Source organism: Streptomyces sp. NPDC043896, from assembly GCF_056435605.1.
Genome location: NZ_JBWKEE010000019.1, coordinates 161792 through 175492 on the forward strand (window position 1 = coordinate 161792; position 13701 = coordinate 175492).

Consider the following 13701-nt stretch of genomic DNA (forward strand, 5'->3'; position numbering starts at 1 on the left):
GGCGTGCCGCAGGACTGCTTTCCGTACCTGCAACCTTCGAAGCCTTGGTGGGAGCCGCCGCGCATGCGTGCCTCAAGTTCCCTGTCATGGCTGGGCCGTGGACGCCTGGCCGGGACAGAACCGATACGACGACGCCGGCGCCTGCGCCGAACCGGCGTCGTGATGCTGTTATCCACGGCGCTGACGGTGACCACGCTCACCGCCCAGGCGTACGCCGTACCCGGCGACAGCCTCAACCGTGAACTGAAGCTCCCGGACCTGCCCGAGCAGGACCCGGTCAAGGCGAACAAGAACGCCGAGAAGAACCTCACCACCGCCGACAAGGTCCCCGTCACCCCATACGTACCCACGGCCGTGACGCCCTGGCAGCAGAGCACCGGGACCGTGGACCTCTCCACCGTCCAGCCCGGCGCGACCGCCCCGGTCGGCGACCTCCCCGTGGCCCTCGGCATACCGGCGGGCGCCGACCCGGCGGCCCTGGCCGGACAGTGGCGCGTCGACCTCGCGGCCCCCGAGCAGTCGCAGACGGCCGGTGTCTCCGGCCTCATCATGCGCGTCACCCCGCCCGCCACCGCGGACCCCGCGGCGGACGTCGCCATGACGGTCGACACCACGGCCTTCTCCGACCTCTACGGCCCCCAGGCCGCGGACCGCTTCGGCCTCGCGCTGCTCCCGGAGTGCGTGCTCACCGCACCCGACAGCGGCGACTGCGCCCCTGCCGACGGCGGGACGCAGACCATGTCCGGCGACAGGGCCCCGAAGTTCGAGCGGCTCGCCGGCGAGGTGAAGAAGGTCGAGGCCAAGGACGCCCCGACCCGCACCCTCGCCGCGAAGAACGCCCCGACCCGCCGAGTGCTCTCCGGCTCGGTCTCGGTGTCCTCCCTCCTCGGCGACAGCAACCCCGGCAAGCGGATCACTCCGTCCCCGGAGAAGAAGGACCCCAAGCCCGGCACCCCCAAGCAGCAAGGCCCCGGTCAGGACGCCCCCAAGCAGGGGGATGCTCCGAAGCCCGGCGACACCCCGCAGCAGACGGCGCCCGGTGGCCCCGGCGCAGATGCTGAGCGGGAGAAGGCCGAAAAGGCCGCCGAGGGCGCCAAGGGTGATGAGCCCCCGAATACCACCGACTCTGTGGCCGAGGGGCGGACGGCCGCGCTCGTGGCCGACCCCGCGGGCGGCGGCCGGGTCGTCGGCGCGCTGGACACCGGTTCCTCCGCGACGGGTGACTTCAATGCCACCCCTCTGCTCTCCTCTGGATCCTGGGCGGGCGGCTCCTCCAACGGCGCCTTCACCTACTCCTACAAGGTCCAGGTACCCGAAGCGCCCGGTGGGCTGACCCCGAAGATCGCCTTCGGCTACTCCTCGCAGAACGCCGACGGCCGTACCTCCGCCACCAACAACCAGGCCTCCTGGATCGGCGATGGCTGGGAGTACAACGCCGGCGCCATCACACGCACCTACGCCAACTGCCGCGAGGACTCCAAGAAGCCCGGCTCCAACAACGCCACCCACCGCACCGGCGACATGTGCTACGGCTCGGACAACGCCACCCTCTCGCTGGGCGGCTCCACCACCGAGCTGGTGTGGGACAAGGCCAAGCAGACCTGGACCACCGCCAACGGCGACGGCTCCAAGGTCGAGGTACTGAAGAACACCAACCTCAACAACGGCGACCAGGACGGCGAGTACTGGGTCGTCACCACCAAGGACGGCGTCCGCTACCACTTCGGCCTCAACCGGCTCCCCGGCTGGTCCGACAAGGGCACCGCCGACCCCAAGGACGACGACCCCACCACCAACTCGGTGCTCACGGTCCCCGTCTACGGCAACCACCCCGGCGAGCCCTGCTACAAGGCCGGCGACTGGAAGAACTCCGGCTGCACCCAGGCCTGGCGCTGGGGCCTCGACTACGTCGAGGACCTCAACGGCAACGCCATGTCCCTGTGGTGGGACCGAGAAACCAACTACTACGCCAAGAACTTCGACTTCAAGGCGCCCGTCGCCTACCACCGCGGCGGCTACCTCACCCGGATCGACTACGGCCAGCGCAAGGACAGCATCTTCAGCGCCCCTGCACCGTCCCGCGTCGACTTCACCGTCGCCGAGCGCTGCTTCAACGAGGGCACCCTCACCTGCTCCGACGCCAACTTCGCGGACAAGGACCCCGGCAAGTACCGCATCTGGTACGACACCCCGGCCGACCTGCGCTGCGAGGCGTCCAAGAAGTGCTGGAACTCCGGTCCCGCCTTCTTCAGCCGCAAGCGCCTCGACAAGGTCACGACCTCGACGCAGCGCATCCCGGGCAACACCGCCCGTCAGGCAGTCGACGAGTACAAGCTCCAGCAGAACTTCCCGGTCCTGAAGACCGGCCCGAACACGGCCCTGTGGCTGGAGTCCATCACCCGCACCGGCTTCGGCCGTAACGGCGCGAGCGACGCCAAGGTCACCCTCAACCCGGTCCGGTTCGAGCACAACGCCGACGAGATGCCCAACCGGGTGCAGCGCGGTGCGAACGACCCGCGCCCCGGCTTCGCACGCCTGCGCATCGGCCGCGTCATCAGCGAGTACGGCGGCGAGACCGTCGTCACCTACCGCAAGCCGGAAGGCGAATGCGCGACCGGCACAGGCCTGCCCGGCAAGGACGACAAAGAGGCGCTGAAGACGAACGCGCGCCTGTGCTACCCGTCCTACTGGCACCCGGACCCGGAGAAGGAGGACATCGACTGGTTCCACAAGTACGTGGTCGCCAAGATCGAGGAACTCCCCAACGTCGACGGGGCCTACGCCAACGAGACCGCGTACGAGTACAAGAACCCGGCCTGGAAGCTGGCCGAGCAGGAGTTCTCCAAGCAGGCGACCCGTACCTACTCGCAGTTCGCGGGCTTCGAGCAGACCACGGTCCTGACCGGCGTCGAGAACCCCGGCATCGGCAGCAAGCGCACCAAGGCCGTCACCCGCTACTACCGCGGCCTGGGCGACACCGTCCCCGTCAAGGACGTGACCGGCGCCGAGATCGGCAAGGACCGCGAACCCTTCGCGGGACGCGTCGCGGAGGAACTCACCTACACCAGCCCCGACAACGCCGACGGCCAGTGGCTCACCCGGACGGTCAACGTCCTGGAAGCCACGGAGCTCGCCAAGCGGGTCCGCGGAGACGGCCTGAGCGACCTGAGGGCCTGGCGGGTCGTGGAACCGCGGCAGATCTCGTACACCAAGTCCTCCGGCAGCGGCGACGACAAGCGCACCGAACGCTCGGTCGAGACCCTCACCAGCCACGAGCCGACCTACGGCCTGCCGGTACAGGTGGAACTGCTCGGCGACACGGGCAAGACGGGCGACGAGAGCTGCACCCGGTTCGAGTACCTCCACCTGCCCGAGAAGAACATCATCGGCCTGTCCAAGCAGTCGCTGGCCAGCCCGACGACCTGCGCGGCGGCGGACTTCAACAACCTGAAGTCGCTCAGCGCGGGTACGAGGACGGCCTACGACAGCCAGGCCTACGGGGCAATGGCGGCAGGTGGGCGCGGTCTGGCGACCGAGACCTGGTCGCTGAAGGGCGACGGCACCGGCTTCGACACCGCCGGCACCACCGAGTTCGACACCGTGGGTCGCGTCGTACGCAAGACCGACCCCGACAAGCGGTCCGGCACGATCACCTACGAGCCCGCCACCGGCCAGGCCTTCAAGGTCACCGAGACCAACACCCTCGGCCACACCCAGGTCGAGGAGGTCGAACCGGGCCGAGGCCAGAACGTCCGGACCACCGACGCCAACGGCCGGGTGAGCCTGTCCACCTTCGACCCCATGGGCCGCCTCGTCGAGGCATGGAAGCCGGGCCGCGCCCCCGCACCCAAGGCCGTGCCGGACTTCCGCGCCGAGTACGTCACCCCGGCGGGCAAGCCCCCGTACGTGGTCACCTACGCACGCGGCCACGAGAACCGGCTCGAGACCTCCGTCACGCTCTACGACGGCCTCGGCCGGGAGCGCCAGAGCCAGGAGCCCGGCACCAACGGCGGCAGACTGATCACCGACACCCTGTACAACAGCTCGGGTGAGGTCTGGCAGACCAACAACGCCTACTACACGGCCGGCAAGCCGAGCGGGGAGCTCTTCACCCCGCTCGCCGACACCACGCTCCCGAACGTCACCCGGTACACCTACGACGGCCTCGGCCGCGTGGTGCAGGAGATGCCGGTCCTGAAGGGCGTCGAGACGCCCGGCCGCGCCACCCGCTACGAGTACGGGGCCGACCACTCCACCGTCATCAACCCGCCGGGTTCGTCCTCGTACCGCGTTTTCACCGACGCGCTCGGCCGCTCGACCCGGGTCGACACCTTCACGGACGCCGGCCGGACCTCGTACACGTCCATGCGGTACGAGTACGACACGCGCGGCCACATGGTGAAGGCCAGCCACTCGGAGGACCCGGCCCACCCGTGGACGTGGACCTTCGACCAGCGCGGCCGGCAGGACACGGCCACCGACCCGGACACCGGCACCAGCCGGACCACGTACGACCGCTACGACCGCCCGGTGACCGTCACCAACGCGCGCGGCGTCACCACCTGGACCGACTACGACGACCTGTCCCGCCCCAAGCAGCTCCGCCTGGGCGGCTCCTCCGGCACCGTGCTGGCGGACTACACCTACGACAGCGTCGCCGGCGCCAAGGGCCTCCCGGCCACGGCCACCCGCTACACCGACGGCCTTCCGTACACGCAGAAGGTCAACGGCTACACGGACGACTACAAGCCCACCTCCACCACCCTCACCCTGCCGCAGTCCCTCGCCGACACCTGGGGCCTGCAGTCCACGTACACCCACGGGTACACGTACACGGACACCGGTCTGCTGGACGAGGCAACCATCCCGGCCGTCGGCAAGATGGCCTCCGAGCGGATGGTCGTCCGCTACAACGACGAGGGCCTGCCCCTCTCCATATCCGGCAAGGACTGGTACGGCGCGGAGACGGTCTACTCCCCGCACGGCCAGGTGCTCCGCTCCACACTGGGCGCCCAGCCCTACCGGGTGTGGTCGCAGACCTCGTACGACGAGGCCAGCGGCGCCCTCACCGACCAGCAGGTCTACCGCGAGCAGACCGGAGACGGCGCGGTCGTCCAGGGCAACCTGGTCTCGCACCGTTCCTACTCCTACGACGACGCGGGCAACGTCTCCTCGATCCGCGAGCGCTCCACCGGGATCGAGGAGCGCCAGTGCTTCAACTACGACCCGCTGGGACAGCTGAAGACGGCCTGGACCTCGGGTGACCAGGAGTCCTGCACCGCCGGCCCCAAGGGCGCCGACGGCAAGGTCAACGCGGTCGCGGGCAAGGACAAGTCCGGTTACTGGCAGGAGTACGAGTACGACCTGCTCGGCAACCGCAAGAAGCTGGTGGAGCGGAACCTGGCGGGCGACACCGCCAAGGACACCACCACCACGTACACGTACGGCAAGAGCACGGACAAGAGTCAGCCGCACACCCTGTCCAAGGTCACCAAGTCGTACACGACCCCGGCCGGGGCGCAGGTCACGGCCGAGGCGGAGCGCCTGTACGAGCTGACGGGTGAGACGAAGTCCGTCACCTCCACCCAGAACGGTGACAAGCAGCAGCTGACCTGGACCTACGACGGCCAGATCGAGCGCGTCACCGGCTCGGGCGGCGCGGGCAAGACCTCATACGTCGGACCGGCACAGAAGTGCGTCGACCTGAGGCACAGCAACGCGACGGCCAACCAGCCCGTCCAGCTCTACACCTGCAACGGCACAGGCGCCCAGCGCTGGGCCTTCACCCAGTCACCGAGCCAGCCGGACGCCAACCTCGGCACCCTGTCCATCTACGACACCTGGTGCGTCCAGCCCACCGGCAACAGCGCGGGCTCCGAGTTCCAGATCCGCCCGTGCGACGGTTCGGCGGCCCAGCAGCTCAAGCGCAACGCGGCAGGCCAGTTCACCCACGTCGCCTCGGGCCTCTGCGTCGCCGCGAAGGGCGGTGCCACGGACGACTCCACCCCCCTGGCCCTGACCGCCTGCTCCGGCAGCTCCGCGGCGCAGCTGTGGGAGCCGCAGAACGACACCCGTCACATCTACGGCCCGAACGGCCGCCTCCTGACCATCCAGGGCAAGCAGGCGACGCTCTACCTGGGCGAGACCCAGGTGACCGTCCAGAAGGGCGGCACCCTGGTCAACACCCAGCGCACCTACCCGGTGCCCGGTGGTGTGATCACCCGCTACAGCCACGGCAACGGCCCGGAGACCCTGGCCGCCCTCGCGGGCGACCACCAGGGCAGCCCGTACGCGGAGGTCACCCTCAACGGCGGCATGCAGGTCCAGGTGCGCAAGCAGGACCCGTTCGGCAACGAGCGCGGCGGCGTCACCACGGGCGGCCCCAACATCCAGGCGGACAAGGGCTTCCTCGGCTCCCCGAAGGACAGCGCATCCGGGTACCAGATCCTGGGCGCCCGCATGTACGACCCGGTCGTCGGCCGCTTCCTCTCCGCCGACCCCGTGCTCGACATCACCGACCCGCTGGCCCTCAACGGCTACGGCTACGCGCACAACAACCCGGTCACCCTGTCCGACCCCTCGGGCCTGTCGGTGTCCCTGACGGCATCGGAACGCGCGGCGGCCCTGGCCGGCGCGGGCCTCTCCCTCGCACAGGTCGCCCAGGCGGAGGCAGCCCAGGGCAAGTCCCTGACCTCGGTAATCCTGGAGGCCGCCTGGTCGGGCCTGAAGGACTTCATCGGCATCAACGACGCCATGGCCTGCTTCGGCGGCGACATGTGGTCCTGCGGAAGCATGATCATCGGCGCCATCCCGTGGACCAAGCTCGGCAAGATCCCCTCGGTCCTGAAGGCCGTCGAGCGCACGATCTCGGCAATCCAGGCCTGGCGAACGGCGAAGAAGGCAGCCGAGCTAGTCCTGGCAGCGGCCCGCGCGGCCGAGAAGGCGGCCCTGGAGGCCAAGCAGAAGGCCATCGAGGCAGCCAAGAAGGCAGCACAAGCGGCAAAGAAGAAGGCCGCAGACAAGATCAACACAACAAGCAACAAGGCGGTCAACACCTCAAAGAAGACAGGCAGCTCGAACCACAAGCAGGCCCAGGCCAAGTCCAACCCGAAGGCCTCCTCGGCGGCAAGCGCCGGCAAGGGCGGAGGCGGCAGCGGCGGCAAGTCCGTCAACATGAACAAGACCGGAGGCTCATCAGGCGGCTCTTCCCGCAGCAACGGCGGCAGCAGCGGCTCAGGCGGCTCGGGCAAGGTGCCCGACGCCTGCCCCACCAACAGCTTCGTGCCCGGCACAAAGGTGCTGATGGCGGATGGCTCCACGAAGGCGATCGAAGACGTCAAGGTCGGTGACCGGGTCCTGGCGACAGACGAGAAGACGGGCGATACCCGATCCGAAACGGTCACGGCTGAGATCAAGGGTGAGGGCCTCAAGAACCTGGTGACCGTCGTTATCGACGTCGACGGCGACGCAGGTTCAGAAACGGCCGAGATTGTTGCCACTGAAGGTCACCCGTTCTGGATCGCTGACCTCAACAAATGGGTCGATGCGAAGGACCTGAAGCCAGGCGAGTGGCTCCGCGCGAGCGGAGGTACGCGCTTGCAAATCGCAGTAGTTCTCCAGCGGGCCACAGCGGTATCAGTAGTTCGCAACCTCACCGTCAGTAACGCGCACACCTATTATGTTGTAGACGGCGATGCTTCCGTACTCGTGCACAACAGCAGCGGCTCTGGCCAATGTGAGGGAGTGTCGGCGGAGCGTGGCTATGGAGGAAAGTCTCCCCAGGAGGTTGGCTACGAGGTTACCTTGAACAAGTGGGGCGACGCTGAGTTCATCATTCGCGCCCCTAAAAATCAGGAGGTTCGCGGGTCGACGATGTTCGAGGATGCCGTGCAAGCGGTTGGAGGCATTAGGAACATCCAGCAGATCAATGGAGTCTGGAACGCCGGTGATTTGGCGGATAATCTGGCCAGCTTCAATAAGGCGCTTCGCGCTAGGGCAACACAAGAGGAGGCGGCATTCTCCACTTTCACCGGAAAGATGGCAGCTCGTCGCGGTTTCACGAACGTCGACATTGAGATTCTCGTTGGCGAACCAGGCTACTACACTGAAGTCTTTGTGAGGTTTACGCGTGGATAGTGATTCAGTAACGCGGGAGATCGTTCAAGATCTGCGCCGGCGGGTGGTCGCCGGTGATTCCACTCTTTCGGTTCTCAGGTGGCTGAAAAGCGATCTAGAGGGAAGGGGTGTGGATCCTGAAGCGAGCGCGTTCGTCATGATCCGGATGCTCAGGCGAGCGTTTGATATCGGTTTGTCCCCGGCTAGGCTGGTGGCGAGCTGGGATGAACTGAGCGACAAGGGCCACCTGAGCTCCGAAGAGCTGGTGCAGCGACTGGGACCGTTGATCCCGCGAACGAAGGAGCTGTATCAGCAACATCTCTCGTCCGAGTGATGCTGGCTAAGGGCTGTCCCGCATTGCCCTGTGGGGCAGCCCTTCCCGACATCGAATCCTACGAGGGCACCTATTGAGGTTGAACTCGTGATGTCGTGTCGCTGTTCGGGCAGGTCTGATGGTCTGGTCATACTCCGAAGGGCAGCACGCCGACGTCTGCCGTCCGTAGCAACGCTTCCTTCACCGACTGGCTCCGCGCGATTGCCGAAGCAGAGAGACCTTCCTGGCAGCGTCACCACGAGGAGATAAACTCCGACGGCAGTGTCGCGCTGCACTGGTAGCAAACGCGGATCAACCGCTCGTCACTTCCGTGCCTGGGGTCACGGGGAAGGCGATGGATTCGACGAAGGTTACCCGGGCCTGCATGTGCCAGTCACTGCCGGTCCATCGGCGCCGGTAGTGGGCGCCGGCGCCGACCGAGCCGCCCAGGTAAGAGCTGTCCCGTAACTGCTGGTCACAGCTGAGATGATCTTGTGGTGTCTCGCGTGATCACGGCTTCGGAGCCGTCCTGGATAGCCCCGTTCACAGGGCTGAGCCCGCGGCAGTTCGGCAAGCGGATCACCGCGCTGCGGCGGGAGGGTGCGGACCCGGTGCGCAAAGGCCGGCCGTGGAGCCTGCCGCTGGAGGACCGAGTCCTGTTGGTTGCCGCGTACTCGCGCACGAACCTGACTTTGCGGCAGCTCGGGCCGTTGTTCGGGGTGTCGAAGTCTGAGGCCGACCGTATCGTCGACCACCTCGGCCCGGCGCTCGCGCTCCAGCCCCGCAGACGGTTCCGCTAGGACGCCGTGCTGATCGTGGACGGCACCCTGGTCCCCACCCGCGACCACGCTGGGGCCGAACGCTCGAAGAACTATCGCTACTCGACGAATCACCAGGTCGTCATCGACGCAGGTACTCGCCTGGTCGTCGCGGTCGGCCGGCCGGTGGCGGGCAACCGCAACGACTGCAAGGCATGGAAGATCTCCGGTGTGAAGGCCGCCGTCGGCAACACCACGGTGATCGCGGACGGCGGCTACCGCGGTACCGGCTTGATCATCCCGCACCGCCGCGAGCGCGGCCAGGCCGAACTCTCTGCCTGGAAGGAGGAGCACAACGCCTCCCACCGCAAGGTTCGCGCCCGCGTCGAGCACGTCTTCGCGCGGATGAAGGGCTGGAAGATCCTGCGGGACTGCCGCCTCAAGAGCGACGGCGTCCACCACGCCATGCTCGGCATCGCACGCCTCCACAACCTCGCCCTCGCCGGCTGACCAAGAAACGGGCAGGTCAGCCCACACGCCCGAGATCATTTGCGGGACATCCCTCAGGGAGCGGTTACCTGAAGGTCCTGACCACTCCTGTTGATGGCGTTCGGGCTCTTGATGTTGTTGTTGGTGGTGATGTTGTTGAACAGCGTCACCACCCCGTTGAGGCTGACGGGCAGGATGGGGCCCCCGTCGCTGCCGTCCCCTCCGTTCCCGCCGTTGCCGGTGCAGTCCCCACCGATGAGGTTGGTGGGGTCACTGGCCGAGTCGGAGACGCTGTTGCCCCCGGTCACGGTGGCTGTGTTCGTAACGGTGCACGGAGCGTCGGCGGCCGCGTCGACCGTCAGGAAGATCGTTGTGCTCTCACCGGGCTGGAGCTGTCCGCCCTCGCACTGGATCCCGGCGTGGTCCGGCAGAAAATCACAGCTGGTGATGGGGAAGTTGGCGCCGATGGCCCTCGCGGTGAGCCCTGTGGGGAGGACGTCGGTGACATGGAACACCGAGGTGTTGGCATCCGGTCCGTTGTTTGTGACGGTAATCCTGTACTGCCCAGCGTTCTGGGCCCCCAGCGCGAAATTCCCGTCGTGGGTCTTCGTGATTTCGAAGACGGGTGCCGCGTAGGCCGGCGTCGCGCCGACGGCCAGCAGCACGGAACCCAGTGCCATCACCGTGGCGAGGCTCGTCATACGGCTTCGCAAGTCGTGCAGTCTCATCGGTGCTTCTCCTGTCGGGCGGAGGACGGCCGAGGCGGATTGCCCCGCACGGCAAACGCCCGGGGTCACTGATCGAATACGCACGACAGAACGGTTCACCCGTTCGCCTCCCCCAATCGGCGCAGCCCACGGACGCAACAGGAAAACTGGGCCACCGACCACCGGCCCCCGCCGAGCAGGCATACCGCCCCGGCGGGCGCCCGCTCCCCGCTTGCCGGTCTGGCCCTGGCGGTGCCGGGCCGGGATCGGGGGCTGCTGGCGGAGGTGGCGCGGATGGCTTCGTGCATCTCCAGCGGCTCTGGCTCAGCTTGTGTGGAGGGAGCACGCTGCGTAACCGGTTGGGGATGGGCCCCAGGCTGGCTAGGCTCTCGTCATGAGCGGACCGGTGTTGGTGATTGAGTTGGCGGAGCCCGTCCCACCCGAATCCATCCGGCGGCTCCGGGAACTACTTGTCCGTTCCTCATCGCACTTTGAAGAGAAGCGGGTCGGCGAGTACGACCTGAACATTCACGCCGACAGCCTTGGCATCGCCGACACCGGCGGCATCGACGGACGTCGGCCCGTCATGGTCTCCCTCATGGGCCCTGGCATCGGTGGTGAGGCCATCTTCGAGGCCGAGCACGCCGAGGAAGTCGACCAGGAACCCCTCATCGGCTTCACCCCGACCCACGCCTCGACGGATCGTCACGTCGCCGAAGTCGACCTCCGCCTCGTGACCGGGCTGGTGGGTCTGAGGGACGAACGCCTCCAGCGGGGCCTTGCCCGACTCGACCAAGATCTCGGGCTTCCGGGCCGCGACGTAGTAGCGGACCATCCCGTAGGAGACGTCGGCGCCGTGTTCCTCGACCAGCCGGTGGAAGATCCGGGTGACCGTGTGGCGCTGCTTGCGCGGCGCGTCCAGGTCCGCCCGCAGGATCTCGTCGATCACCGGCTTGTAGCGGTCCACTCCGGTCGCCCGCGGCGGCAGCTTCTTGCGCGGCTCCGGCCAGGACGAGTCCAACGCCTTCCGCACCGTCCGCCACGTCACACCGTGCTTGCGCTCAAGCTCCCGCATCGACATGCCGCCACGGTGGTCACGCCGGATCGCCGCGTACAGCTCGACCTTCGACATCCGCGGCATGACCAGCACCTTTCACCAAGAGCATCCCGATGCTGCCCTGGCAAGAACCTCGGTGCCTCCCGAACTCATCGACATCACCCATCCGTGGAACAGGGCGCCTCCCAAACCCATCGACAAGCGACGTCACTACTGCTCGATAGAGCCAAAGGTTGTTGTCGTTTGCCAGTGAAGTTTTGTTGTCGTGCGTGTAGGCGTGCGAGGGGGGCCGGGTCGGCGGGCCGGGCGTTCAGGCGGCCGGTTGTGGTTCGTTGGGGTTGCTACCGCGGCGGGGACTCAGGGAAGGACACGAGCTCGGCTTTGACGGTCCGCCATGCTGCTCGTTGCCGTTGTTGTGTTTCGTTCCGGTCTGCGATGGCTTTCAGGGTGGCGATCTGCTGGTCGATTCGGTAGGCGCGGAATGGGTCGGACGGCCTGAGCTGGTCGAGGCGGCGGGTCGCTGCGTCGATCCGGGAGGGTATGGGCATCGTTGCCCAGGATGAGACCGGGTGTTCGGCGGCGTCCGGGTTGAGGAGTGTTTCGCGTGTGTCCATCCGGATCACCGCGCCCCAGTGCTCGGCTGTGATGGGCTGATCGGAGAGGTACCAGGCTGCTGGGTCGCCTCCGGCCTGCTCCACCGCGTTCCGGTTGTCGCATAGCTCGCGCCACAGCGGCCAGTACAGGATGGAGGGGGCGGGGGCGACGGATATCCGGACGACGGTCCGGTCGGTGTCCCGCAGCCCGCTGTCGTGCCCGGGACCGTCGGTTAGCCACACATGTCGGGATTGGCCGTCCAGGTGGCGTGCTGCCTGGGAGGTGGTGTCGATGTAGCCGGACGCGTGGATCTCCTCCCAGGACGTGGTGCTGGTGTAGTGGAAGAGGGTGCTCGGCATGGTCACGACTCCAGTGTGAACTGGTGTACTTGGCGCCGACGAGTGGTGGCCTGTACTCCCTCGCTTCCCTCGTTACTGCCTCCCGGACGGTCCGTTTCCCCGTGCGCAGCGTCGACCTTGCCCTCGACAGCGCCACGTGGCGGGCTCTGAAAGGCTGTCTCGCACACCGAAGCCGCCTGCACACGGAGAATCCGCACGTGCTGGTCACCCGGCTCACCAGAGTCACCACCGGCCCGGCCGGCGCGGCCCACGTCCGTGACAGCCTCGCCCCGTTCGGCTTCCTCCCGCGAGTCCTGCGCTCCACACGGCTGCTCACTCTTGCTGACGAGCTCGACGTCAAACAGCTCACCGTGGCACTGGGCATGTCCTATGGTGGAACTGCCCACTACGGGGTAGCACTCTGAGTAACTGTCATGCCACCCGGTGCGCGTTCCTTGCCGACATCGCTCGAAGCGTCAGAGCCGCGAGCAGCACTCGGGCCTGGATGTGGTGCCTGGATTCAGTTTTTAGCCGTCTATCAGAATGAAGCAGGCAGGTTATCCGGGGCTTCTGCTGTCTGCTGAAGTCCAGGGCTGGCGCAGCCGGCAGTTCTGCACGCGATGGTGTTTAGCCAGACCCAACCGTCTGGGAACGTGCGATGCCTTGTGCCGCCCTTGGCAGGCCAGCCTGGAAGCGGAGTCGTAGGTCTCGGGGAGAGGAGGTCGGATAAATGACGGGTGCTTTTTCAGCGGGTTCGGTCATGATCGAGGTGATGAATCACGAATCCGATCTCATAGCCGCTGTGAGCTCGCTGTGGGACGAACACAGGCCTGCCCCCTTCCCACCTGGCCTGGCGGGTGCGGAACGGGCAGGTTTCGACCTTGTCATGGTTGACGCGGACATCGCGGGGTGTGTGTATACCTGGCTGAGCAATGCCGGCACTCTGGACGAGTGGCGTTACCGGGTCCTGCACTGGCGTGGATCCCAGCTCGGCGAGCTCCTTGCCGAGCTCGGTGATGGTGACAGCCCGGAGTACTGGTACCGGCTCTCCAGGATGGCCGAACTCGTGGCATCCACGGATCTCCGGCCGCGGGATGCCTACCCGCCCGAACCGTGGACCCCCATGGACAGTTCCAAAGACGCCGGTGAGTGACCCGCCCCGACCGCTGCTGGCCTGGCCCGCGAAGCAGACACCCCAACGGGCCGAAGGCCCGGACCTCGTGAAACGAGGTCACCTCCCACGCGCAGCACGGGGCTCCAGGGTCCGCGAAGCGGACCCAGTTCGGATGCAGCGAAGCGGAATCCGAACAGTCCGAAGCGAAGCGAAGGA

The 13701-nt window shown here is 67.1% G+C and carries 6 protein-coding genes and 2 pseudogenes; 6 read left to right on the plus strand and 2 right to left on the minus strand.

Annotated features, from left to right (window positions below):
• Window positions 1–162 precede the first annotated feature (162 nt).
• The 3 genes and pseudogenes from AC069X_RS26160 (at window position 163) to AC069X_RS26170 (ending at window position 9696) form a co-directional block, all read left to right on the plus strand.
• Window positions 163–8136 carry a polymorphic toxin-type HINT domain-containing protein gene (locus tag AC069X_RS26160; protein WP_478731983.1) on the plus strand — a complete coding sequence of 2658 codons (7974 nt, stop codon included), beginning with the start codon at window positions 163–165 and terminating at the stop codon, window positions 8134–8136.
• Window positions 8129–8449, plus strand: coding sequence for a hypothetical protein (locus AC069X_RS26165; protein ID WP_478731985.1), 321 nt, complete (start codon window positions 8129–8131; stop codon window positions 8447–8449). The genes AC069X_RS26160 and AC069X_RS26165 overlap by 8 nt, the downstream gene beginning before the upstream one ends.
• A 476-nt stretch (window positions 8450–8925) precedes the next feature.
• Window positions 8926–9696 (plus strand): annotated as a pseudogene (locus AC069X_RS26170) (transposase).
• A 53-nt stretch (window positions 9697–9749) separates the two neighbouring features.
• On the opposite strand, the gene AC069X_RS26175 reads toward AC069X_RS26170, so the two are convergent.
• A complete protein-coding gene (locus AC069X_RS26175; RefSeq protein ID WP_478731987.1) occupies window positions 9750–10403 on the minus strand; it encodes a hypothetical protein in 654 nt (217 codons plus the stop codon).
• A 373-nt stretch (window positions 10404–10776) separates the two neighbouring features.
• On the opposite strand from AC069X_RS26175, the pseudogene AC069X_RS26180 reads away from it, so the two are divergent.
• A pseudogene (locus AC069X_RS26180) lies at window positions 10777–11016 on the plus strand (DUF6368 family protein); the annotation flags it as partial.
• A gap of 764 nt (window positions 11017–11780) precedes the next feature.
• Here AC069X_RS26180 and AC069X_RS26185 read toward each other — a convergent pair.
• Window positions 11781–12398, minus strand: a complete 618-nt coding sequence (locus AC069X_RS26185; protein ID WP_478732016.1) for a hypothetical protein — start codon at window positions 12396–12398, stop codon at window positions 11781–11783.
• 95 nt (window positions 12399–12493) lie between these two features.
• Here AC069X_RS26185 and AC069X_RS26190 point away from each other — a divergent pair, with 95 nt between their 5' ends.
• Both AC069X_RS26190 and AC069X_RS26195 read left to right on the plus strand, forming a co-directional pair.
• The gene (locus AC069X_RS26190) at window positions 12494–12796 is read left to right on the plus strand and encodes a hypothetical protein (protein ID WP_478731989.1); all 303 of its coding nucleotides are present in this window, start codon (window positions 12494–12496) and stop codon (window positions 12794–12796) included.
• A gap of 335 nt (window positions 12797–13131) precedes the next feature.
• Entirely contained in the window at window positions 13132–13524 is a 393-nt protein-coding gene (locus AC069X_RS26195; RefSeq protein ID WP_478731991.1) for a hypothetical protein, read from the plus strand.
• The last annotated feature ends 177 nt before the right edge of the window (window positions 13525–13701 follow it).